This is a genomic window from Methylosinus sp., assembly GCF_036560965.1.
In the GTDB taxonomy this organism is placed as follows: domain Bacteria; phylum Pseudomonadota; class Alphaproteobacteria; order Rhizobiales; family Beijerinckiaceae; genus Methylosinus.
The window spans coordinates 1-24,395 of sequence record NZ_DATBQF010000082.1 but is presented as its reverse complement, the minus strand read 5'-3'; the positions used below and the strand labels follow the sequence as shown (position 1 = coordinate 24,395).

The 24,395-nt window shown below is 61.1% G+C and carries 15 protein-coding genes and 1 pseudogene; 9 read left to right on the top strand and 7 right to left on the bottom strand.

Features of this window, described 5'->3' with window-relative positions:
- Positions 1–57: 57 nt before the first annotated feature.
- A complete protein-coding gene (locus tag VIF40_RS21315; RefSeq protein ID WP_331939530.1) occupies positions 58–561 on the bottom strand; it encodes an RNA polymerase sigma factor in 504 nt (167 codons plus the stop codon).
- A 107-nt stretch (positions 562–668) separates the two neighbouring features.
- A complete protein-coding gene (locus VIF40_RS21310) occupies positions 669–1,070 on the bottom strand; it encodes a hypothetical protein (RefSeq protein WP_331939529.1) in 402 nt (133 codons plus the stop codon).
- On the opposite strand from VIF40_RS21310, the gene VIF40_RS21305 reads away from it, so the two are divergent.
- From VIF40_RS21305 to VIF40_RS21295, 3 genes are all read left to right on the top strand, one after another.
- A complete protein-coding gene (locus tag VIF40_RS21305; protein WP_331939528.1) occupies positions 1,063–1,662 on the top strand; it encodes a PepSY domain-containing protein in 600 nt (199 codons plus the stop codon). The genes VIF40_RS21310 and VIF40_RS21305 overlap by 8 nt on opposite strands.
- A 790-nt stretch (positions 1,663–2,452) precedes the next feature.
- The gene (locus VIF40_RS21300) at positions 2,453–2,704 is read left to right on the top strand and encodes a hypothetical protein (RefSeq protein WP_331939527.1); all 252 of its coding nucleotides are present in this window, start codon (positions 2,453–2,455) and stop codon (positions 2,702–2,704) included.
- Entirely contained in the window at positions 2,691–2,816 is a 126-nt protein-coding gene (locus tag VIF40_RS21295; RefSeq protein ID WP_331939526.1) for a hypothetical protein, read from the top strand. Before VIF40_RS21300 ends, VIF40_RS21295 begins: the two co-directional genes overlap by 14 nt.
- A gap of 293 nt (positions 2,817–3,109) precedes the next feature.
- Here VIF40_RS21295 and VIF40_RS21290 read toward each other — a convergent pair whose 3' ends face one another.
- Positions 3,110–5,785 carry a DEAD/DEAH box helicase gene (locus VIF40_RS21290; protein ID WP_331939525.1) on the bottom strand — a complete coding sequence of 892 codons (2,676 nt, stop codon included), beginning with the start codon at positions 5,783–5,785 and terminating at the stop codon, positions 3,110–3,112.
- 541 nt (positions 5,786–6,326) lie between these two features.
- Here VIF40_RS21290 and VIF40_RS21285 point away from each other — a divergent pair.
- The 5 genes from VIF40_RS21285 to VIF40_RS21265 all read left to right on the top strand — a co-directional run bounded on the left by VIF40_RS21285 (position 6,327) and on the right by VIF40_RS21265 (position 17,997).
- Complete coding sequence (locus tag VIF40_RS21285) at positions 6,327–8,294, top strand: hypothetical protein (RefSeq protein WP_331939524.1); 1,968 nt, start codon at positions 6,327–6,329, stop codon at positions 8,292–8,294.
- A 219-nt stretch (positions 8,295–8,513) separates the two neighbouring features.
- Positions 8,514–8,810 (top strand): hypothetical protein, encoded by a 297-nt coding sequence (locus tag VIF40_RS21280; protein ID WP_331939523.1) that lies wholly within the window; start codon positions 8,514–8,516, stop codon positions 8,808–8,810.
- A gap of 229 nt (positions 8,811–9,039) precedes the next feature.
- On the top strand, positions 9,040–11,250 hold the full coding sequence (locus VIF40_RS21275; protein WP_331939522.1) for a KAP family P-loop NTPase fold protein: 2,211 nt from the start codon (positions 9,040–9,042) through the stop codon (positions 11,248–11,250).
- A gap of 230 nt (positions 11,251–11,480) precedes the next feature.
- Complete coding sequence (locus VIF40_RS21270) at positions 11,481–13,544, top strand: ATP-dependent helicase (RefSeq protein ID WP_331939521.1); 2,064 nt, start codon at positions 11,481–11,483, stop codon at positions 13,542–13,544.
- A gap of 109 nt (positions 13,545–13,653) precedes the next feature.
- The gene (locus VIF40_RS21265; protein ID WP_331939520.1) at positions 13,654–17,997 is read left to right on the top strand and encodes a hypothetical protein; all 4,344 of its coding nucleotides are present in this window, start codon (positions 13,654–13,656) and stop codon (positions 17,995–17,997) included.
- Positions 17,998–18,202: 205 nt separating this feature from the next.
- Here the strand turns inward: VIF40_RS21265 and VIF40_RS21260 are convergent, their stop codons facing one another.
- Complete coding sequence (locus VIF40_RS21260) at positions 18,203–20,152, bottom strand: AAA family ATPase (protein ID WP_331939519.1); 1,950 nt, start codon at positions 20,150–20,152, stop codon at positions 18,203–18,205.
- 232 nt (positions 20,153–20,384) lie between these two features.
- Positions 20,385–21,266, bottom strand: a complete 882-nt coding sequence (locus VIF40_RS21255; RefSeq protein WP_331939518.1) for a hypothetical protein — start codon at positions 21,264–21,266, stop codon at positions 20,385–20,387.
- 90 nt (positions 21,267–21,356) lie between these two features.
- On the opposite strand from VIF40_RS21255, the gene VIF40_RS21250 reads away from it, so the two are divergent.
- The gene (locus VIF40_RS21250; RefSeq protein WP_331939517.1) at positions 21,357–21,629 is read left to right on the top strand and encodes a helix-turn-helix transcriptional regulator; all 273 of its coding nucleotides are present in this window, start codon (positions 21,357–21,359) and stop codon (positions 21,627–21,629) included.
- A 60-nt stretch (positions 21,630–21,689) separates the two neighbouring features.
- Here VIF40_RS21250 and VIF40_RS21245 read toward each other — a convergent pair whose 3' ends face one another.
- Positions 21,690–23,495 carry a GmrSD restriction endonuclease domain-containing protein gene (locus tag VIF40_RS21245; RefSeq protein WP_331939516.1) on the bottom strand — a complete coding sequence of 602 codons (1,806 nt, stop codon included), beginning with the start codon at positions 23,493–23,495 and terminating at the stop codon, positions 21,690–21,692.
- 10 nt (positions 23,496–23,505) lie between these two features.
- Positions 23,506–24,395, bottom strand: a pseudogene (locus tag VIF40_RS21240) (hypothetical protein); the annotation flags it as partial.

The window sequence follows — 24,395 nt, the reverse complement described above, 5'->3', positions numbered from 1 at the left end:
TGTCGATATGTACGACGAGCCGGCGCCCGAAAACGAAACGTCGCGGATGCGATTTTTTTACTCCGGGAGCGAATTGCGGCACCGGAGGATCGCGAGATTCAAGTGTCGGCGGACCATGGTGTCGGTGATGCCGAGCCGTCTGGCCGCCTCTTTCGCTGGCGCGCCCTCTTGCATGACCATCTCGAAAACCCGCCGGCATTGCGGCGGCAAGGCCTCGACGGCCGCCGAAACGAGGAGCCGCTTGCGCTCCTCGTCGATGCGCTCGTCGACCGGGATTTCGTCCGCCGCGACCCCGGTCGGCGGCTCGCCGAATTCCAGACGCTTCCCCTCGGACTTCGCGCGGCGTTTGAAATCTCGCGCGAGATTGATCGCGATCTGCTGGAGAAACGCCGGAGGATCGACGATCTCCTCCAGATGGTCGTGGCCGAGCGCGCGAATGAACGTCTCGTTCAGCAGGTCCGGCGCATTGTCGCGACCGGCTCGGCGCGTCAGATATCTCAACAAAGCATGGCTGTTGCGCTCGAAGAGTGCGCCGACGAGACGGCGTTTTGTCTCGAACATCTTCTCGATTTCCGCGCGGGCCTGGCGCGTCGCGGCGCTCGGCGCCGGCAGGACGACTCAGGATGAATCCGGGATGCGAATGTCGCCGCTGCCGCGGCGGAGCCGGCTCATGCGGAAAAAGGCGGCGCGCGTTGCGACCACGAGCTGATCCAGCCCGTCGGCGACGATGTCCCCACGATCGAAAAAGTCCCGACCGGAACGGCCGCGGCGGCGCAGATCGAGAGATCGTCGTCCTTCGGTAGGACAGAAAGATATCCGGTCGGGCCGTCGATTTGGCCGAAGCGGCATGGGATGCAACAAGAACAGGAGAGATGGGTCCCCGGCGCATGGCGTGGGTCATCGGCGCCGCCGGGCACGGCGCAGTGACCGAAATTCGCGGAGATGACCCCTTCGCCGAGGGCATGCGCCAATACGCTGGCGGCCAGCCCCGGCAAGACGAGAGCCCAAGCCAAGAGGCCCACGATCAATAAGCGGGCGACGCTCTTCGGCCAAAACGCGAACTTGTCCATATCCCCTACGGAACCCCTGGAGCCCACGAGGAGTCAAGGGCGGGGAACGGGGGAGCAGCGAAAGCCCTCCCTCTGTTGCAGAAGCGCCACATGGCCCGGGAGCAAGGCGCGTTACTCCCGGCAACCGCCCCGTGAACGCCGGAGCCTCGGCGACCTTCGACGCGGACACGGGCGCGCTGCGACATGGCCTGGAAACGAATCCGAGAAGGCCGGCGATGTGATCGACCGCTGGCTCGCTGCGCTGCATATGGCCGCCGTGTTCGGTCCGCCGATGAAAATCCTCGTCCGCGCGATGGGCATGGCGAGCGCGACGCTCTCGATCAGCGGAGGAGTCTACATTGGCGGAAGAAGCGGTGCGCTAGGATCGATCGGCGCGGTCCAGCCGGTGCGAGTCCGGCCCGAGCAAGCGATAGCTGGCGCTCGGTGGCGAGGGTTGCATGGTCGCCGGCGACGGCGGCTGCGAAGCATGCACAACAATCGCGCAGAGTGCGAGATCGAGCCTCGATATTCCAGACATCGCAGAGGCCGAGGCGGCCGGGAATCCCAAATCGATTCACATCGTTCGGAGACCGCTCTAGCTATAACTGCTTGATTTTTTTTGGCGCTCCCTACCGGAGGCAACCCCGAAACTTGAAACCTAAGAAAACTCATCTACTTGCGCATCACCAGCCATCACCAAGTTATGCAATTTGTTATGCACCTGCAACCCCTCGTCAGCCGCGATTTTTTCTCGCTCTCGCGCCAATCCATTTCGCTGCGCGCGAGCGGTCTTCGGCTTCCCTCCCGCGGCGGCGGGGCGGCCGATCTTCCTCGGCCGCTGGGCCGACGGCGCCTGCTCGCTTCGTCGACTCGGTCTTCCGCACCGATGAATTCGCCTCGGGCGCGTTTCTCTTCTCCGGCGACGCGACCTGCTTCGAGTCGGCGACGCCTGTCCTTTTCGTTCCCGAGGTTTCACGAGCCGCAGCGACGGCGTCGGGGAGTATGGATGGCGGATTCTCGTTCCGCTTTTGCCATGTCTTGCCCTTGCTGCTCTTCGATCGCGACTTTGCATCGGTCACAGCGACAGGCGCCCGAGACGTCGCGGCATTCGCCGCAGATTTCGTAGACGGGCGTTTTATGGATGCCGGGGATGCATTCTCCGCGGCGAGATTTCCGATCGATGCCGACGCTGCGCTCGCCGCGCTCCGCCGGCTCGGCGATTTTGCCTTTCGACTTTTCGACTCGGGCGCTTTTGAATCCGTCATTTTCGGACGCGCCGCCTTTCGCGTCGCGCGGGGCGCGGGATTCGTCGCCGCCTCTCGGGGCGAGGAGGCGACCTCAATAGACGTGGGCGACATATCGATACCGAACAGCGCGGCGACATCGTCCTGCGCGAGGATGCGTTGGCTCGCTTCCGGGCGAGACGAGGCCGCCGCAGCATCGGTGTTCGAGACCAGATCCGTGCTGTCGACGCCGCGCAGAAGGAAAAGCAGCTCTGGCTGCCCGTCGAGGCGCGCCCCGACGCCATAGAGCGTCGCCGCGACATGCTTGCACATATTCGCCCCATCTGGGCAGGAGCACGACATTTTGATCTCGCGCGGGGCCGGGAACAGGCCGTCACTCTCGCGGCAGACCCGTTCCATGACATTTTTTGAAATCTTGCCTTTCAGCAATTCGACCAGCGTGGCGATGGAGCCGGCGCAGTCGCGGCAGATCGACTTCCAACGCTCCGGCGTCGCCGATGTGACGGCGACATCGATTTTATAAATCTCGGAGCCGCTGACCAGCGCGGTGATTTTTCCCTTCGCGATTTGCAGATCGACGACGGAGCCGTTGCGCACATAGGCTCTCCCGCGCGGCAAGCGGGTCTCGAAATCCGAATAGCGCTCGAGATTGTCGCACCAAGCCTTGCCCCAAAAGTTCTGCGCGATCTTCCGGCCTTCGAGAACGACGGGCGTGATGACCCGCCCCTTCTTCTTCAGCTTCGCGACCTCTTTGGCCGCCTGGGCGCGGCGCTGAGCGACGGGGACATAGGGAGGATAGCTCCAGAAGGACATGGATCAAGCTTCCTTCATCGCGGCGTCGAGATCGAGCCTCGCCAGGGCCAAGAGATCCCGATCATTCATCCCGGCGAGATCAATTTCCTGCCCGCCCCCGAGGACATCCTGCGCCAATTGCCGCTTCGACTCGATCAGCGCGTCGATTCGTTCTTCGATCGTGCCACGGCAGACGAATTTATGCACGAGGACGTTGCGCTTCTGGCCGATGCGAAAGGCGCGGTCGGTCGCCTGGTTTTCCACAGATGGATTCCACCAGCGGTCGAAATGCGCGACATGCGAAGCGGCGGTAAGAGTGAGGCCCGAGCCGCCCGCCTTCAGCGATAGAACAAAGAAAGGAACCGTCTCGTCCTCCTGAAACTTTTTCACGAGATCCTTGCGCTTTCCCACCGCCGTTCCGCCGTGGAGCACGAGGCCGGGCCGGCCGAAGACAGAGGCGAGCAAACGTTCCAGCGGAGGGATGATCTCCTTGAACTGTGTGAAGACCAGAAGCTTTTCCTGACGGCCGGCCACAGTTTCGGCGATCTCCGCGAGCCGCGCGAATTTGCCGCTCTGCGCCGGTTCATAGGCGCCGTCGGCGAGCCATTGCGAGGGGTGATTGCAAATCTGCTTGAGCCGCATCAGCATCGACAGAACGAGGCCGCGCCGGGCGATATCGTCATCCGCCCGCTCGAGACGCTTCTCGAGCTCGGCGACCGCCGCCTCATAGAGAACCGCCTGCGTCTTGCTCAGCGCACAATAGGCCGCGACTTCGGTCTTGTCGGGAAGATCGACGATGACGTTTCTGTCGGTCTTGAGGCGGCGCAAAATATAGGGGGCCGCAAGCTTCTTCAGCGGCGCATAGGAGGGGGGATCGGCAGACGCGAGGCGCTTGACGAAATCCGCGAAGGCCTTGGACGTTCCGAGCAATCCGGGATTGATGAAATCGAAGATCGACCACAGATCGCGAAGATTATTCTCGATCGGCGTGCCGGTGAGAGCGATGCGCGCCTGCCCGCGCAGGGCCTTGACCGCGCGCGTCTGCTTGGCGTTGGGGTTCTTGATCGCCTGTGCTTCGTCGAGCACGACGAGGCGCCATTTGGTTTCCGCGAGGGCGCTCATGCGCAATAGCGTGGCGTAGCTCGTCACGACGAGATCGGCGGCGGAGAAGCTGTCCGCGGTCGCAGCCTTCAGCTCCGCGCCCGCCATGAAGGCAGGATGGACGACGACAACCCGCAGGCTCGGCGCGAATCGGGCGGCCTCCGACGCCCAATTGGCGAGCAGCGAGGCCGGCGCGACGAGAATGCTCGGCCCGCCCTCGGGCGCGCGCTGCTTCGCCGTGAGAAGCAGAGCGAGGAGCTGAATGGTCTTGCCGAGGCCCATGTCGTCGGCGAGGCAGGCGCCGAGCTCGAGGCGAGTGAGAAAGGCCAGCCATTGCACGCCGGCCTTCTGATACGGACGCAGCTCGGCCTTCAGAGCGGAGCCCAGATCTGCCTCGGCGGCGGCTTGCGGATCGCGACAGGCGCGCAGCGTCTCGGCGAGCCAGGACCCCGCGTCGATATGGCCCCATTTCGCATCCGCCGGCGCGCCCGCCTTCGCGCCGATATCGGCGCCGGCGACGAGGCGCATCGCCTGCGCGAAAGGCAGTCCCTCCGCATCGGCGAGCTTCTGCACCACTTCGAAACGCTCGAGCGTCGCCTTCAGACGCTCGCTGTCGATCTCGACCCATTTGCCGCGCAGCAGCGCGAGACCTTCGGTCGCCGCGAGCAGGCTCTCGATCTCCTCCGCCGTCAGCGTCTCGCCATCGAGCGTGACGCGCATGTCGAAATCGAGCATTTGCTCGACGCCCACCCGCGACGGCTCGTTGGAGCCGATCGTCGCTTCGACCTCGGGACGGCCCGGACGATTCATGCGCCAGCTCGCCGGCATGCGCACCACCAGCCCCGAGGCCTCCATCGTCTCGACACTCTCGAGGAAGCGCGTGGCGTCTCTCGGCGTCCAGCGCAGCGGATGGAAGATTTCGCCGGCGTCGACGATCTCCTTCAGCCAGTCTAGCCGCTCGGCCGCATGGCTGACGGGCTCCAGCAGCTCGAGCAGCTTGCGCTTGTCCTCGGCCAAGTCGCGCAGCGCCTGCGCGAGCGGCGCATGACGCAAGGCGCCGTGCTCGGCGAGCGAGGCCACATAGGTCGCCATGAAGGCGAAGGGAAAATCGGGATCGCGCCGGTTCTCGGCGAGATTGAGATGCACGCGCCCGACGAGCCGCCAGCGCCGGTCCTCGCCCGCCATGAAATCACGGAGCGACGCGCCGCTCTCGGCGAGCTCGGCGCGTAGCGCCTCCGCCATCCTGCCCCAGAGCGTCTCGAGGATTCGAGCGTTCAGATATTCGCCCCCCGGCATGGGCGGCGCGGCGACGACCAGCTCGGCGAGCGTCTCCGCAGAAGGCGGCTTCTCGGCCGCCTCGGACGACGCGCAGAGCAGTCGCCCGAAGCGCATCGCGTAGCCGCGCCAATAAGCCAGGCTCGGAGGCAGATCCGCCCCCGGCTCGGCGAGACCCAGATGCAGCAGACCATGGCCATCGCCGCGTGAAAAATGTGTGTCCAGGCGAGCCGCGACCTCGTCGTCGACCGGCGCCTCGTCGTTCCGCCTCTCGAGGCGCAGCGCGCCATGCGGCGTCAGAACAGGCATGAGTGTAACAGGCATGAGCGATGAGCAGTCTTTAGAAGGTGAGCGCTTCATACTATCAGGAGATCATCGACGACGCGCGATCGACATCCGCTCGTTAGCCGCTTCTCGTAACTTCGCGCCATTTACATGATCTACGTCGTCAATGACATCGACAGGACTGTCTAAAGGGTCAAAGCCGCAGCGGAAGGGATGCCGAGTCCAGACCAGTCAAACCATGGCTGCATTCGAGCCCAAAATCTCCGGGAACGAAGCATCACGTTTTCGGGTCCGGCGCTGCCGTCCATCGCCGGCGCCGATGCTCTCAGGACGCCAGTGATTCCACGTTCCCGGCAACCATGAGCTCGTCAGCGGCGACCTCAACGCCACGGTCGCGGACGGGCGCGCAGCCGTCGACGGCGCCAACGTGCGGCTCCTCGATTGCGATGTCGTTCAGGGTAGCGGTTCGCTCCTCCGCTACCACTCGCCGTAACGCCGAAACAATCCAATCCGTACAATGGTTTAGCCGTCCGCTGGTAGTCGGCTCTCCGTGGCCCTTCCGCATCGAAGGGCCACGTTCATGAGCCACGCCGAACAGCGGTGGAAGCGCATGGCGCGGGCGAGCTTTTTGACGCGGCGGGACGGCCGCTATTGGTTCCAGATCCGGTTTGACCCTTTCGCGAATCCCGGCGACCCTAAAAAACATGTCCGATTCGCACTGCGGACCGCCTCCTATGCGGTCGCGCTGAAGAGGTTGTCGCGTATCATGCCGATCGTCGCCGAATTCAGAATAGACCCCGATTACCGCGCCAGGACGGTGAGTTGTTTCGCCCAAATCGCCGAGGCTATGCGGGTTCCGGGTCCCTATACCGAGGACCAGCGGGTCGAATGGGAGATGCTCGAGCGCGCCGGCCACTGCCTCGTCGCCGCCACCCGGGCGATCGGCCATCCGATCGGCGTCCATTCGCCGGAATTCTGGCCGGTCTGGAAGAGCTTCGTCGAGCGGAACGTGCAAATCGACGAAGCGCTCCGTGGGAAGAAAGAGAAGAACCCGCGTCGGGCCTCACGAGAGCCGCTCAAAGTGGACCTGTCCGGGGCCATCGAAATGACCCCCGAAATTAAAGCGAAGTTCGGCCTGACGAAGGGGCGCGGGCCGGACTATTCCGCCACGCTCAGAAGCCGTCCGGAGCTGGACAACGGCACGACGGTCACACGGATCGTCTCGGAATGGGGGCGCGACGAGAGTTTTGTCGAATTCGACGATGGATTCGGAGCTCGGGCTGCCGCTCCATCCGTCGCAGAAGCTCTCCCTGCCGCGCCGGCGCCCGCGCCCATCATTGAGGCGCCGCACGAGGAGCAAGACGACCTCGCCCATCACGATACGCTCACGCAAGCGATCGACGATCGGCTCGCCGCCCTCGCCCAGCAATATGGAGATCGGCGCGGCGACGAGTCTCATGGCCGCGTGCTGAAATTCGCGTTGGAATTCCTCGGCGACAAGCGCCTCACGGAGATCAGCGCGCGCGACCTGCGGCGTCTCGAGCAGGCCCTGACGGAAATTCCGGGCCGAAAAGATATTCCCGGCGAGCATCGAAAATCGCTGTATTCCCGCTACCTCTACGGCCAGCTCGAGGGCATCGACAATCTCACGCGGATCAGCTCGACGACGGTCGAGAACACCTATTTCGGGACGATGAATTCATTCCTGGAATGGGCGAAGGCGAAGACCGATTGGAATGCGCCCGGTTTCACGTTCAATGCGAAGTGCGCAGCCCTCGTCGCGCCGCAGCCGCGCGACGCGTTCCGCGACGAAGAATTGCTGAGATTTTTCGCGCTGCCGCTTTTCACCGGCTGCGAATCGCCGGCGCATATCTGGCAGCCTGGTCGATTTTTCGTCCAGAACGGGCTCTATTGGGGATACATCCTGCACATATTCATGGGTCTGCGACCATCGGAGATCGGTAAACTGCGCACGAGCGATATCGTTCGGGATGGAGAGTTCTGGTTCATCGATATGCGCCGCGAGAAGACGAAAACCAAAAAAGCGAAAGGGGAAAAGTCTCGCGAGCTGAAAACGGACAACGCCTATCGGCGCGTTCCCATCCCGAGCCTCATCGTCGACCTCGGAATCGTCGACCTGAAAATCGCGCTCGAGGCGCGCGGGGAAACGCGGCTATTTCCCGACTGGCATGTCTATCGCCACCCTGGAAGCGGCCGCGAAATGTGGGGGCACTATCTGAGCAAGTCCTGGCAGTACGTCCGAGGCGCGCATGAATTCGAACGTGATTTTCTCACGCTCTACAGCGGAAGGCACACCCTGGCGGGCTGGTACGACGCGATGAAATTGCCGCAGCGGATTCGCGATCGGCTGTTTGGTCACGCGGCCCAGGGCGTGCCCGGCAATTACGGTCCGATCGACCTGACGCTCGACGAGGCGAGAGCGGCGCTCGGGACCGAGCTGAAGGTCCAATTCGATATCGCCAATATTTTGCTCACGGCTAAGCTGAAAGCCGAATATGGCGAACTCACGCCGGCGCCGATCGTCTGACATTTCGAATCGTCGATCTATTCGACCGGCGCCCGCATCACCGAGCCCACGAGACAAGGAACGAACTCGCGGCTATCCCGCGCTCCTGTGAGAGGCCGTCCCCGATCTGACGTCGCTGACATCCTCGGCGTCTCCGGGCGATCGGCTCTGCGACAAACTGCTCGACGACTGCGCCAAGCCATTCTCGACGCCAAGGAGCGCGAGAAGGTCATCCATTCGATGCGCAAATCTTTCGGCAATTCATTGAAGCAGAAGGGGATTCATAGCGAGATTCGGAGCGACATCATGGGGCATTCGGGCGCCACCCCGACCGAGGAAATCTACTGCGACTCGATCGCGCTCGCCGACATGCTGCCGGGCATCATGAAGATTCCGATCGTGACGCCGCATCTACAGCCTCACCCGATCCGCCTGCTGCCATGGGTGCAGGACAAGCTGCCGCCGCCATTCTCGCGGAGGGGGACGGAAGGCGCGGGTCCGGGACGTAGGCGGGCGAGAAAAGCGAAGGGAGAATGAGATCGTTCGGGATCCAGAGCTGACCCTGCGCCTCTACTTTTTTTGGGGAGCGCCGCGAGACCATAATAGCCAAGATTAAGTAAGTAATGTAATATCAATCTGACCTCTGATCGCCTGAAAAAAGCAAGCACTCGGATCTACCGCAACCAAGTCAATTGCAGCACCCCCTGGACCAGCCGTAGAACTTGACTTCACCTCAAAACGCCTTTAACAACGTGGTAAAATAAAAATGGAAGCAGACCAAAATCATTCGATCATAGGAGACCGGGCTCTTAGCTCAGGCGACGAGGATAGGCTTGGATTTCGTGAGGTTGCTAAGCGGCTCTCTATTTCACTTGTGGACCATGCATCCGAAGACGGTCTTGTTATTGGGATCGAAGGAGCCTGGGGCTCGGGGAAGTCGAGTCTTTTATTCCTGATTGAAGACGAATTTAGAAAGCTTCCAGAGGACCGGCAGCCGACAGTAATAAATTTCCGGCCTTGGTTGATAGGCAATCGGGATGCGTTAATCACGAGCCTGTTCGGCGAACTCGCTAACAAGCTTGATCAAGTCGCCCTAAGCGCGGGCGACGTGCAACCTATATCGGTTACAAAGGCCAAAAAAGCCGCGGAAGCGCTTCGAAGTTTTGTGGGCGTTTTGAGTAAGGCGGGAGCCGCGATCGAAGTCGCTGGCAATGCCTTGGGATTGGCGTCGGTCGAATTGGCTGGTAAGGGCGTCAAGGCAGCAGGAGAATTAGCGAGTGGGAAGCAGGCCCCGCCTCCGCTCTCTGACCTCAAAGACAAGCTAGGTAAATCGCTTCGCGAACTCGGCCAGCGGTTCATCATTACCATAGACGACGTAGATCGGCTTGAGCCCGCAGAGGTTATTGAGATATTGCGGCTTGTTCGCTCCGTTGTCGACCTCCCTAATATAATCTATTTGCTCTGCTATGATGGCGAAATTCTTGCGCACAGCATCGAGAAAGCAGTCGGCGTAAAGAGTGGTCAATCATACCTGCAAAAGATTGTTCAGCTGACCGCGATGGTTCCGAAGCCGGAGCAATTGCAACTGCGCCAATGGTTCTCTGACGAATTACACCTGATCGCTTCAGCAAGTGATGAAGATGAACTCTCAAGGCTAAAGACTGTAATAGACTACGAGGGTGGCCGACAGTTGCAAACACCTCGCTCGGTCGTACGAACTCTCGATTCGATCCGATTTTTTTGGCCGGCGCTTCGTGAGGTAAAAGCCGATCTCGCTGACTTCGTGTGGCTTCAATTTATCAAAGATGGAAATCCAAACCTCTATCGCTGGATCGAGGATTATTGCTCAACTGCCGCCGTGCTCTCATTGGGCATAGCCCGCGTAGAGGAAGCAGAGAAGAAGCAGAAACTCGAAGCTCTACACAATATGGTGCCCCCCGGTCATTTTGACGACCTGATATATCGACACAATTTTGCTGAAACTCTTCCGGGCGTTGAAGCGGACTATTCCGACGATGGGAACTCGTTCAAAATTTTCCAGAAAATAAGTACCCGTGAGCGTGATGATAATATACAAAAGAGGCGGCTAGCAAGCCCAGATCACTACAAGCTTTACTTTGCTCTGATTGGGCCGTCACATGCGCTTGCCCTAGACGACGTTACATCAATGTGGTCAGCTGCTGAACACAGCGCTGAAAAAGCAGGAGATGAGCTGCTAAGACTTCACAACAAACATGCAGCTGGCTCCCTAACCAAGGCTGACCTTTTGCTAGACCGTATAAGTGGTAGCGCATATAAAATATTATCATCTCAGCAATGCGAAAATATGCTAATAGCACTATCACAGATTATGGATACGATGTATCGAAGCAACCCTTTCGATCTGTTTTGGGTCGGGTCGATATGGGATCGGGCACAGCAGCCGATTCCATTTCTTCTCCTCCGCCTTGAGCCTGATCATCGTGGTACTGTGATTGAAGCGATGTTTAGAGAAGGACTGGCGATCGGTTGGCTAACATCATTGCTTCGGCGCGAGACGTTTGCTCAAGGTCGAATAGACGAGAGACAGCGGCGTCCTGACGGGGAGTGGCTATTTACGAATGAAGAACTGGATTTGATAACCAAAATAATGCTAAATCGCTATCGGATGATGTCTATCTTGGACGTGTTTGCCTCGCCTCACCCAATAAGCCTGCTTTTCGCTTGGCGCCAAGGGGGTGATGAAATAGGGCCACGTCGGCTCCTCGAAAGCAATATTATATCTGATGAGGGTTTTATCGAGACACTTGAACACATGATGACTATCATTGACAGCAGCGATCGAGGCAGGTTCAAAGTTCTAAAAAAAGGCAACATTTCTCCATTTATGGATTTTGATACGGCTAAACGAAGACTTTTCGCTCTTGAACAGCAAAATGGACTTAGAGAGCGCGCAAAACTGCTGGCAGCAGCACTCGACGATGGAGTTAACTATTAGGGACGTCTTGTTTAAACCTTACACGCCGAAAGCTCCAGGACGATTGACCTTTTGGCCCTCGGTTCATTGCGGACGCGGGTTCGAATCAACGCCCCTCCCGGGCGGCGCCTCACGGAAATTCGACCCGCGCCACCAGCCTCGCTTTCCCCTCCCCCGAGATACGCCGCCATTGCGAACAAAACAAGAATCATGATTCACTCCACTGGCCTACTCACCCCGCCGATTCGCCCATGACCGCCGTCGCCTATCTCGAAAAGCTCAACGCCAAACAGCGCCGCGCCGTCGAGCACGGGCTTGCTGACGACCTGTCGCCCTCCGCCGGCGGCCCGCTGCTCATCATCGCGGGCGCCGGCTCCGGCAAGACCAACACGCTCGCCCATCGCGTCGCGCATCTCATCGTCCGGGGCGCCGATCCGGGACGGATGTTGCTGATGACCTTCTCCCGCCGCGCCGCCGCCGAGATGACGCGGCGGGTCGAGCGCATCTGCGACGAGGCGCTGGGCGCAAAGGGCGGCGGCGGTGTCCTCGCCTGGGCCGGCACGTTTCACGCGATCGGCGCGAGGCTGCTGCGCGAATATGCCGGCGCCATCGGGCTCGATCCCGCCTTCACCATCCATGATCGCGAGGACTCCGCCGATCTGATGAATCTCATCCGCCACGAGCTCGGCTTCTCCAAGACCGAGAGCCGCTTCCCCACCAAGGGCACGTGTCTTTCGATCTACTCCCGCGCCGTGAACGCCGAAATCCCTCTCGAGCAGGCGCTGCTCGGCGCCTTCCCCTGGTGCGCCCGCTGGCATGACGAGCTGCGCCGCTTATTCGCCGCCTATGTCGAGGCGAAGCAGGCGCAGAATGTGCTCGATTACGACGATCTCCTGCTCTATTGGGCGCAGATGATGCAGGACGAAGCGGTCGCAGAGGAGATCGGCGGCCGCTTCGATCATATTCTCGTCGACGAATATCAGGACACCAATCGCCTCCAGGCTTCCATCCTGCTCGCCTTGAAGCCGAAGGGCCATGGGCTCACCGTCGTCGGCGACGATGCGCAATCCATCTATTCCTTCCGCGCCGCCACTGTGCGCAACATTTTGGAGTTTCCGAAGAGCTTCACGCCGCCGGCGGAAATCGTCACGCTCGACCGCAATTATCGCTCGACCAAGCCGATCCTCGCCGCGGCCAACGCCGTCATCTCGCTCGCCGCCGAGCGCTACGCCAAGAACCTCTGGACCGAGCGCCGCTCATCGGAGCGGCCGCAGCTCGTCACCGTGCGCGACGAGAGCGATCAGGCCCGCTTCATCGCCGAGCGCGTGCTGGAGGCGCGCGAATCCGGCATGACGCTGAAGCAGCAGGCGGCGCTGTTCCGCGCCTCGCATCACAGCGCCATGCTGGAGCTGGAACTCGCGCGCCGCAATATTCCCTTCGTGAAATTCGGCGGATTAAAGTTCCTCGACAGCGCGCATGTGAAGGATGTTCTCGCTTTGCTGCGCTTCGCGCAGAACCCACGCGATCGTGTCGCCGGCTTTCGCATTCTGCAAATCCTGCCCGGCGTCGGCCCCTCCTCCGCGCAGAAGATTCTCGACTTCCTCATCGAGCTTCCGGACCCGCTCGCCTGCCTCGCCGAGGCGCCGACGCCGCCGCGCGCCGGGGAGGAGTGGCGCGGCCTCGTCGCGACGTTGCAAACGCTGCACGCGAGAGAGGGCTGGCCGGCGGAAATGGAAGCGGCGCGCCGCTGGTATGAGCCGCATCTCGAGCGCCTGCACGAGGACGCGCCGAGCCGCCTCGCTGATCTCGTCCAGCTCGAGCAGATCGCCGCCTGCTATCCCTCACGCGAGCGCTTCCTCACCGAGTTGACGCTCGACCCGCCGGACGCGACAAGCGACGAGGCCGGTCCGCCGCTGCGCGACGAGGATTATCTCATCCTCTCGACGATCCATTCGGCCAAGGGGCAGGAGTGGAAGTCGGTCTTCGTGCTGAACGCCGTCGACGGCTGCATCCCCTCCGATCTCGCGACGGGGACGGCGGCGGAGATAGAGGAGGAGCGCCGACTGCTCTATGTCGCGATGACGCGCGCGAAGGACAGCCTGCGCCTGATGACGCCGCAACGATTTTTCACCCATGGCCAGCCGACGCAGGGCGACCGGCATGTCTACGCCGCGCGCACGCGTTTCATTCCGGCGGAGATGCTGCGGCATTTCGATTGCGTGAGTTGGCCGGCCGCCGCGGCCGCGGGCGAGCGTCTCGCCGGGGGTGGGCCGCGGTTCGATGTGCGGGCGAAGATGCGGGGAATGTGGGGGTGAGCGAGTTCTCTCGGCTGTGAAACTGGCGTTGAGGAGAAATACAGGTCGATCATATACTGTTAGGTAGCATAGACTAAATTCTACCATAAGCTGGCGACCTGGATATTTGATGACCAAGCCACACAGAGAATCGCGCTCTATCGAGCGATCCTTCGGTGACCTGTCGGATGCAGAAGTCGCTGATATTGAGAAGGTTTCCGCTCTCGCCAGGGCCGGCTGGGCCGGCGGTTTTGGCTGGGAAGAGCTACTTCGGTCCCGACGCGTCCTAATCGTATCTGAATCGGGTTCGGGCAAGACTTACGAGTGCAGATCGCAACAGGCCGAGCTGTGGAATGCGGGCGAGCCGGCATTTTTCCTTGAGCTTGCGACACTGGCAGTCAGTTCAGTTCGCGAAATGCTCAATGCGGACGAGGAGGCGCGGTTCGATGCATGGCTGCGCTCGCAATCAGAAATCGCGATCTTCTTTTTAGATTCCATCGACGAATTGAAGTTAACTCACGGCAAATTCGAGCAAGCATTGAAGCGCCTTAACAAGGCTCTCGCGGGTCAACTCGGTCGTGCGCGGATTATTATTACGACCCGCCCCGTTCCGATCGATCGAGAGTTGATCGTCAAACATCTACCAATTCCAATGACGGGGGAAGTCGGCTCCACCGCAAAAGCCTTCGCCGACATGATGTTGGGTTGCAAAGATGAAAAACCTGCGGACGATGCAGCGGCCAAGGCCTCTCGCAATGTCCATCTTATGCCGCTGTCGCTCGAACAGATGCGCGAGTTCGCGACGCTCCAAGGTGTCCAGGACCCTGACGCGCTTCTCGAAGACATTCGCCAGCGCGACGCGGAAGAGTTCGCTCAGCGGCCACAGGATTTAGTCGAATTGTGCTCCGATTGGCGTGAGCATCACCGCATCCGTTGCCATCGTGACCAAGTCGAGACCAACATCGCGATAAAATTGAAACCACGCGTCGACCGCTTGGAGAGAACAGAGTTGTCGCATGAAGCGGCCATCGAGGGAGCCAGCCGGTTGGCATTGGCCGCGATGTTGACCCGCAAGCTCACACTGCGGCATAGCGCCGAATCGGACAACGTTCATGCAAGTGAAGCAGCGCTAGACGCGTCCAAGATTTTGCATGATTGGAGCGCCGAGAAGCAGGCGACATTATTGGAGCGGCCTCTCTTTGGATTTGCAAGTTACGGCCGCATACGCTTTCACCATCGGTCTGTGACCGAATTTCTAGCTGCGAAGTGGCTCGATGCAATGCTGAGCCGCGGCTCCTCAATTAAGTCGATTAAGCGATTATTATTCACAGAGACGGCACAAGGGGGACGTACGGTTCGGCCGTCGATGCGCCCGGTTGCCGCTTGGTTGGCCACTTCACGCGACTCTATTCTTGACGAAATCATTGCACTCGATCCGGCCGTAATTTTGGACCACGGCGACCCACAATCACTCACGCCGGCGCAACGCATCAAGGCGCTGGAAGCGTATGCGGAACATTACGGTCTCGGCGGATGGCGTGGCCTGCGTACGCCTCGCATTCAGGTGCACCGCTTTGCATCTCCGGAACTTGCCGACAGCGTAAAGCGACTGTGGAGCCGAGGCATAGAGAACCCGGAAGTTCGCGATCTCCTGTTGCGGATTGTCGGGCTCGGCAAGCTCGGCGAATGCGCGGATATTACCTACGCATCTGCGATCGACAGTGAACGACCGATCAGCGAGCGCTATCTCGCAATCGAGGCTCTTTGTCAGTTGAACGATTCGCGCCTTGAGACGCTCGCGGCTTCGATCGAGGCTGATCCAGATCGCTGGCCAGACAAAATGGCGCGCAAGGCCGTTGTCGCCTTATTTCCAACCTACCTGCCGATCACGCGTCTGTCGCAAATTTTGCGGCGCGTGCAAGAAAAGTCCCGCAGCGTAGGCGAGCTAAATTTCTGGCTACCGCGCGCTATCGAGACGGGCAATCTTTCTCTGGAGTATCTTGACCAATTGCGTCAATTGCTGACGGAATTGATTGTCGATGGCATTACGTGGGAACGCGATAAGTTCCCGCATCTTCGGACCAAGCGGCCGGACTTGATGTCCGCGCTCGTTGCGGCGTGCCGCCGCCAAGCAGCGGAGGGAGTCGCGGCTGCGGCGTGGATAGATTCGAGCCTGCTGGCGGTGCGCCTCACGAGCAAGCATCGGCTCGAAAAAGAAGAGACTTTGGCAGACTTACAGAGAGTGCTCGCCGGTCTTCCCGCCAACACGCGCGAGGCCGCATATTGGAAGGAAGATGCCTTTCTGGCGCGTTTGTATACAACCGCTGATGCGTGGCAACGAACGTACGAGCGTTCGCAATGCGGCGGCATCCAGCTCACCGATGAGAAGGACGCCCGCTGGGTTCGAAAGCGGCTCGCCGATCCGAAAGAACCGTTGGAACATCGGGAAATGATGCTGTGGGCCGAAATGCAACTGCTCAACCGTGACGCGGCCGACCATCGAGAACTGCTTGAACATCTCAAAACATTTGTCTCGGACGCGCCGAGCCTCGTGACAATCATCGACAGTCGCTTAAAGCCACCGGATGGTTACGCAGAATTTCGTCGGATGGAGGCAGCAAATGTGAAACGAACGAAACATGCGAAAAGACGCAAGGCGAAGGCGCATGCAAGTTGGGTAATGTTTTGGCGCGAGATTGCGCAAAACCCAGACGCAGTTTTTACAGTCGACCGCGCCGAGAATACGGCATGGAATCTATGGCAAGCTGTTGATCGTTCCGGCAGGGAAAGTCGAGCCTCTGGATGGAACAGGCGGTTCATTGAGGAGCAGTTTGGTAAGACTATTGCCGATCGGCTGCGGGAAACCATGATGGCTGCGTGGCGCAAAGATCGGCCTACGCTCCGCAGCGAACGCCAAGAGGGAGAGAAGGATACGTTTCTGGTGAGATGGCAGTTCGGTCTCGCCGGGATTGCCGCGGAGGCAGAAGATGAGAAATGGGCGAAGCGTTTAACCGAGCAGGAAGCTGAGCTGGCCTGTCGATATGCACCAATTGAGCTCAACGGCTTTCCCTCTTGGCTTGAAAGCCTTGCCATCGAATATCGTGCAACAGTTGATCGTGTCCTCGGCGAAGAACTCAGCCTGTCGCTACGCGAGGTGGCGAATAGCAACGGGTATTCGATGTTCTTGCAGAACATCAGTCACGCGTCTCCGTTCATCGCAGCGCTTTTCGTGCCCAGGATTCGCGCCTGGCTGTCGGAAGTCGGGAAAATCGACGCCGACCCTAACGACCCGCAATCTGGACAAAATCTCCGACAAGCAATCGGAATTCTAGTCAAAAGCGGCAACGACAATGATCGCGAGTTTATTGCGATGACCGCTAGGCAAGGTCTGGCAGATGGCCTAGCGGTTCCGTTCGCAGACGTTTGGCTTTGCGCTCTACTTCATCTGGACGCGCTTTCCGGTGTCGAGACGCTTGAAAAAGGGCTTAAGGACGCTCCGGTCTCGAAGGCCGGCGTGGGCGTCCAACTGCTCGCGAAGTTGTTCGCCCGCGACTATGGCGGCATCGGAATCGATCTCCGGTCTGCCGGATTTACACCGCCGCTTCTGCTTCGGATTCTTCGGGCAGCATATCTGCATGTCCGGATCAAGGATGATGCGTTCCATGAGGGTTCCTATTCGCCCGACGTGCGGGATAACGCGGAGAGAGCACGTAACAGTGTGCTTTCGGCTCTACTTGCGACGACAGGCAGCGAAGGGTGGGACACCAAGCTCGAAATGACGGCCGATCCACTGTTCAAGCATATCAAGGACCGAGTAATCGCCGTCGCATATGAAAAGGCCGCTGAGGAGGCCGACGCAGTCGCATTGACCGAGGCCGAATTTGCCGTTCTGGACAGGACGGGAGAGGCACCGCCCAAAACGACCGAAGCCATGTTTGCGCTCATGCGCGATCGGCTCGACGATATTGATGATCTCTTGCTCCGGGATATTTCACCACGCGAACTATGGGCAGGCATCACTGACGAGCACCTCATGCGTCGAGAACTGGCGCGCGTGTTGTGCAATGCCGCCAACCGGAGCTACACGATCGACCAGGAATCAGTAACGGCTGACGAGAAGGAGACCGATATTCGACTTAGATCGACCGCTTCCGGTCAGCAAGGAGTTATTGAGCTCAAGCTTGCTGACGAGCGATCGGGAACCGATCTTTTCAATACGATCCATGATCAGTTGTTAACGAAATATATGGCGGCTGACGAGTGCCATGCGGGATGTCTACTCGTCACAATCTCGAAAAATCGGAAATGGGATCATCCGAAATCAGGCAAAAAACTCGATTTCGACGAACTATTGATCTTATTGAATGACGAAGCTGAACGGCTGTCAAAAGAGCTTGGGGGCGCGGTGAAACTCATGGCGAAGGGCCTTGATCTTCGGCCCCGTCTGGACATTGAAAGGAGAGGCAGAACCTGAACCCCGGCGAACTACATGGAGATGGCGCAGTCGTGTGCTTCCGAGCGAAAGCCGATCTAAACCTGCGCGCCTCTCTGCCTCATCGAGGACGGCTCCCGCAATCGCGTGCAGGGCCGCCATCAAGACGGTACGGTAGACCTCGGGTCGGAGCCATTCGTGCACCTGCCAGAGGCAGCCACGTCGTCGAGAAGGTCGCCGTCTTTGCTCATGAGTCCCTGCCGCGCGGGTTCGGGCCGCGGGCTCCGGAGGCCGCGATGAGCGCCGCGACCTCGTCCCCGGCAAGAAATCTCCGCGCGAGCAGCGCCTCGGCGATCTGCTCGACATCGCCGCGCCGCCTGCGCATCAGGGCGAGCGATTGCGCATAGAGGCGGGAGAGGTCCGCCTCGACGATTTCGCGCAGATCGCGGTCATAGGCGAGCGATCCGGCGGCGTCGCTTCGATGCAGCAGAGTCTCCCCCAGCCCATGCGCGGCGTGGCCCTCGGCGAGCGCGCGGGTCGCCATGGCCAGATCCGCCACCGCGCCGGTCGACGCCGCGCCGAGAATGACTTCTTCGGCGGCTCGCCCTGCGAGCAGGATCATGACGCCGGCGTCGAGCTCGGCCCTGGTCGGGAATTCAGGTCGTCGCCCGACGGCGCGCGTTTCCCCTCCGGATGCGCCGCGCGGGATGATCGAGGCCGAGGCGATCTGCATTCCGGCCTCCCGATAGGCGACGCAGTGACCCGCCTCATGAATGGCGGCTACTCGGCGATCCGCCGGGGTGCGCTCGTCGGGCGGCGCAATGATGCGCAGCAAATCGTCCAGGGCCGGCGCACGCCCGGCCCCGCGGGCGGCCTGGAGCATGTCGCGCGCCCAGTCGGCCGCCTGCGCAGGCGTCGCGGCCGGGCCGGCGAGGCGAAGGGCCGCAAGGAGGTCCGTATCGGCGACGGTCGAGAGCGCGCCGCCGAGCCGCCAGCGCAGCACGCGCATGAGCGATTCCACGCCCGGCGGGCCGACGTCGACGCGTCGCAGTCGCCCGGGCCTGGTGGCGGCGGCGTCGATGGCGTCGCCGCAATTCGAGGCGGCCACGATGATCACGCCCTCGTGATTTTCGAGGAGAGTCAGAACGAGGGTCACCAGCGGCGCCCAAAAATCTCGCCCGCGGCGGTCCATCGACGCTCTGTCCGGACAGGCAGCATCGAATTCATCGAGGCAAAGGACGCTGGCGCCTGCGATGGCCGCGGCGGCGCGCGCCGCATCGAAGCAGTCCTGCATCGCGCGGGCAATCGTCCCGAGATGGCCGGCGTCGCCGCTCCGCGCGAACATCCGCCCACAGGAATCCGTAATCAGCGGAGCGCCCAACGCCCTCGAGAGGACCGCGGCGAAAGTCGTCTTTCCGGCGCCGGGCGGGCCGGCGAGCAGCACGGCAGTCGTCGGCATGTCGCGCCAACGGATGCGGCCGGCGCGATAGTCGGCGACGCCCGAGACTATATCCTGCGCCAGCCGGCGAAGATCGGCGGGAAGGCAGTCGAGCGGCGGAACGTCGGCAACGGCGCCGCCGACGTGCGCTTTCTTGGACTCCGCGGCGCGGAGGAGATTGGCGACGACATCGCGTGCGGATGCGCCGGCGCGGAAAGCGCTGACCGTCTCGGCGAATGTCAGCGCCGCCGCGGTTCCGTCGGGAATCTCCGTCGGAGCCTTGCCGCGCGCATGCTTTCGCAAGAGCCGGCGGAGCATATTCGCATCGGGCGGCGCGACGGAAACGCGCGCGTCCGCCGCGGATAAAAGCGCGGACGGCAGGAACGATTGCGGATCCTGTGAGACGCCGATGACGGGACGCCCGCCGGCGAGGCCCCAAGCCACTTCGTCATTGCCTTTCGCCGGCTCGTGCTCGCGACGGGAGGAGCCGTCGCGCGACACACAGAGGATTTGCGCCGAGTCGCGCCGCAGCACACGCGTCAGGGGGCCGCACCATTCGGCGCCGGGCGCTTGGACAATGACGGCGACCGGGTCGCCGCGTCGGATGCGCCGGCGCAGGTCGGACGGCAGCGCCGCCCGCAGACATTCCCATGCGAGCGCGTCGGCGACGGAGACCGCCTTCCGCGCCGGCTCGTCGGCGTCATCGTCCACCGCATCGAAAATGTCGTCCTCGCCTCCGAGGCGCCCGAGCTTGCTCATCGGCCCCTCCCGCGAGAATTGACCACGGCGCTCGAAGTATCGCTCTCGAAAAGCGTCCGCGTCTTGTCGACGGTGTCAGAAATGGAGAATGGATCGGCGTACATCGTGAAGGTCCCACTGATACGAACTGAAGAAGAGGAACAGCGGCGCTGGAACGGCGGGATCGCGCGCATCGGCTGTCGAAGTCCGAAGGAGCGCGGAAAAAACCCCGCGCTCTTTCGAGTCGCCGCGATCAGAGCCCGAGCTGGCGCCCGCTGGAACGGACGCGCCGCGCCGGCTCGTTCTCGACAGGCTGCTGGACTTGCGCATGCGGCCGAAAGCGCATAGCGCCTCGGTCCTCCGGGGCTTTCGCAAAGGGGCGATCCATGACCGCCTGACGCATGCCCCGATTGTGCTCGAAAGTGACGACCATGGGTCGCAGCAGCGCGTTCATCTGGTGGTCGAGTTCATGGCGGAGCACGTCGCTCAACGCGGCGATTTTCGCGGTCGCCGGAACTCCCAAGAAACGATCGATGTCCTCGCCATGGAGAACGACGTCCTCGGAGAAACCAGCTTGGCCCAGCCAGTCGACGGCGGCCACGGTCGCCGTTTCGATGGCCGCAAACCCTTGCTGGCGAAGCCACGACGACAGGGTGAGATTCAAGGCCCGTATCTCGCGCTCTGATCTCTTTCGCTTGGTCGGCTCCGTCGCGCCGCCGCCGCGTCGCACTTGCAGCGCCGCCGCCCAACCGTCGTAGACCGTCAGAATATCCGCGTCGAACCAGCCGGCGATGTCGTCGCTGTCATGCGAGAGCAGACGATTGCGGTTCAGGGCGTAGTCCGGCGACACGACAAAGGCGAAGGCCGCGCGTGTGTACGGGATTTTCACGGCCTGCCAGACCTCCGCGCCGGCTTCCGCGAGGGATTCGATGATCGCCGTTTCCAGAAGGCGGCCATGTCTCTTCACCACCGATGCGCAAGTCGACAAGACGCGGGAGAGCGCCGGATCGAAAAGCGGCTCCGGCGGAAACTTCGTCGCGACCGCGCTGAGGACGGCGGCGCGGGCGGCCTGGGTGAGTTCGTCGCTGCAACGAACGGCTTCGGGACGTGGAGGCTGATTACAATTGGCAGGCATGTCTCTTCACTCCTTTTGCTCGAGAGCACGCGCTGCTTAGATCACAAAATAGGAATTGACGCACTAAATGGCATGTTTTATAGTTAACAGATGATGACCAAGCAGCCCATCCCCGCCCTTTCCGCGGCGCAGCTTCGAGCGGCGCGAGGGTGGCTGAACCTCTCGCAGCAAGACCTCGCCGACGCCTGCCTGGTCAATCGCAGGACGATCGCAGAATTCGAACGCGGCGCGACCGTGCCGCACGACAGGACCCTGCTGGATCTCCAGCGGGCGCTCGAGGATCGGGGAATTGAGCTTCTGTTCGAGAAAGGGGTCGCGATCGGAATACGACTATCCGCGCCCGCCGCCGTGAAGACCGGCTGACGGGACGACAACAGCGCGATCGCGCGAGTCGATCCGTACCGGGATTCCGAGAAACCGACGCTATCCGTTGAAGAACTTCACGATCGATGCATCGATCGTCTTCCCCATCGCGGCCGCAATGATCGCGCAGAGCGCCTCGCCGCGGGCCTGATAGAAGGCGCGGAAGTCGTCGTTGCGCAGCGCGGCGGGGTCGATCCGATGGCTGACCAGCAATTGGTTCATGCTATCGTCGTCGAGCCCCACCTGCCTATGATCCTGTAGCTTCCGCAAATATTGCGACGGCGCATGCCCGCCGATCATTCTATTGGCCTTATAGGAGATCGGCGTCTTATTGATGATGCTGTCGTAATCGGCCGGGCGAAGGGTACGCTCCTCGCACCATTGCTTGGGGAAGATATGATGAATGTCGATCGCGACTTCATCGGCCTCCAGATCGCGAATGCTCGCCTTCCAAAAGAGGTCCTTCGACCCTTCACGCTGAACCAGGACATTGAGCCCCTTATACGCGGCGGAAAGACGCGAGCGTAGCGTGTTCAGTCGATTGGGTTGGAAATTGGCCTCGGTCACCGTTCGCGGCTCGGAGCCGCCGTCGATCCAGGCGAATATTTCCTCCACATCATTCGCGATGCGGGTCTCCACGGCGCCGCCATAGAGCTCGCCGAACACGCCGCACCAGAACCAGCGGCTGAGCTTTTCGTAGATCCGCGGCTCCAGCCAACGATCCTGCAAATGGCCGAGCACAGCGGCGAGCGGCACGACCTGCGTGCGATAGGGCAGATCGCGGGTCGAAAGAACCAGCTCCTTGCGCAGGAAGCGCGCGGCCAGCCGGAAGCCCGACTCAACGCGATCCGCCCATTCCATGTAGGTCGTCAGCTGCAAATTCAGAATGGCCGCGCGCTTGGCGCTGACGGCGGAGATCGCCTTGCCGGTCTTGCCATTGGCGAGGTCCAGCTTTCGGATTTCGTAAGTGTGCAGCAGAGCGATCGCCTGGAGGAAATCGGTCGGCTCGATCGATGTCAGATTGGCTTCGGCGTGCAGGCGTTTTTGCCGCCCTTCCACCTTGCGCTGGGCGCTGCCGAACCAATCGTCGCGCAGATTGAAATTATCGGCGGCGAAAGAAGCGGTGACGAGCTCGAAGACGGAGAGCGAGACGCCGCCCGTATTCACCTTCTCGAAGACGAGGCACACGGCTTCCTTGCTCGTCTCCTTCGACAATTTGATCATCGGAATTTGATAGGCGCGGAAGACGTCGGAGACTTTTCGACGAAAGTCCAGGAAGCGACGAAACTTCGTCAAGTCCAGTTCCGAGAGCATGTTCTCCCATTCGCGCGTATCGAGCAGCTCGTTGCAGGGGAAGCAGAAGTTCTCGCATTCCTTGGCGCGATCGGAGAGGTCGAGGTCGATCTTTCGATCGAAATCGCTCTTCCGCTTCTTGTCGGCGGGCACGGCGAAGAAGGCGTCCTCGAAAGTGTCGTCCGCCAGCGCTTTTTCTATGTCGATATAGTAATAGCGCTCGATCTCCGCGCCCTTGTCGTTGAAGGTCTTTACCGGGCCGGAGCGCTTCAGCACTTGCGTCAGCGTCGTCAATCGCTGCTGGCCGTCGAGAATGAGCGATTGTGGCGCTGGAATGGGACCAGCGAAGGAGACGTTCTCGACAGGCCGCGTCTGAAAGCGCGCATCGCCGCCCGTCTCCAGCAGCATGATCGCGCCGACCGGAAAGGAGCGCGCGACCGAGACGAGGAGAGAGCGCACGTGCTCGTCGTCCCACACCCAGCCGCGCTGAAAATCGGGCAGCTGAATTCTGCCGGCGACGATGTCCTCGAGGATTTGCGGCAGGCTGATTTTGGTGGAGTCGAAGGTCGTCATTGGCGCCGTCTCACGATTGCTTTTTTCTCGCCTTGCGGGCCGGCGGCGCGGCGCGCGCGGCTTTGATCTTCTCGAGGAGCTTTTCCGCCGGCTCGTCGCTCGGGTCCTGGGGGACGAGATCGCCGCGAAAGGCTTTGGCGAGGATCGCCTGATCCAGACGATCGAGAAGCGCGCGCGCCGAAGCCGCCTCGGCGGCGATGCGGTCGATTTTCGCGAAGGCGGCTTCGATGCGCCCCACGCAGGCCGCAGCTTGCGGCCACGAAATTAATGGAACGGGAAACTCGCGAATTTGATCGAAGCTCAGGTGTGGGCGCGCTGCTCCATACATCGCTCGAGTAAAATCCCCTTGGCCGTGTTTCTCTCCATTGAACCAATAGGAGAAGAAAAGAGCTAAGCGAGGGTCTTTTAATCGTATTAGCGCGACACTCTGACAGACATAATAGTTTTCATAGTCACCGGAAAAGACACAAATATCACCTGTTCCGGCGCCGACAATCGTCAGCAATAGGTCATTCTTCTGAATGCGAGAACGCTGAGCGTCGCGACTGTCCAAGGGTGGGTCGATCATCTTTTTGGGTTCTGGATCGAAATATAGCGGCCTTATGTTGCCTGCGAGGACAAAAACGCACGACCCACGATCGTAGTACGAAGACCAATCGCGAGATCCGCTTGTGAGGTGTTCCAACATGTCTCCGAAGGACACGAGATCGCAGCCTTCGACTATCCGATCGAACTCACGGGCCAAAATCGCCTGTTTGGCGCGGGCGACGAGGGTGGGGATGCGGTCGAGATCGGCGCGGGCGCGTTTCGCGCTCGCGTCCAGCGCATCCAGTTTGGCGACGATGCGGCGTTGTTCTTCCGACGGCGGAACAGGGAAAGCACGCGCCGCAAGAACTTGTC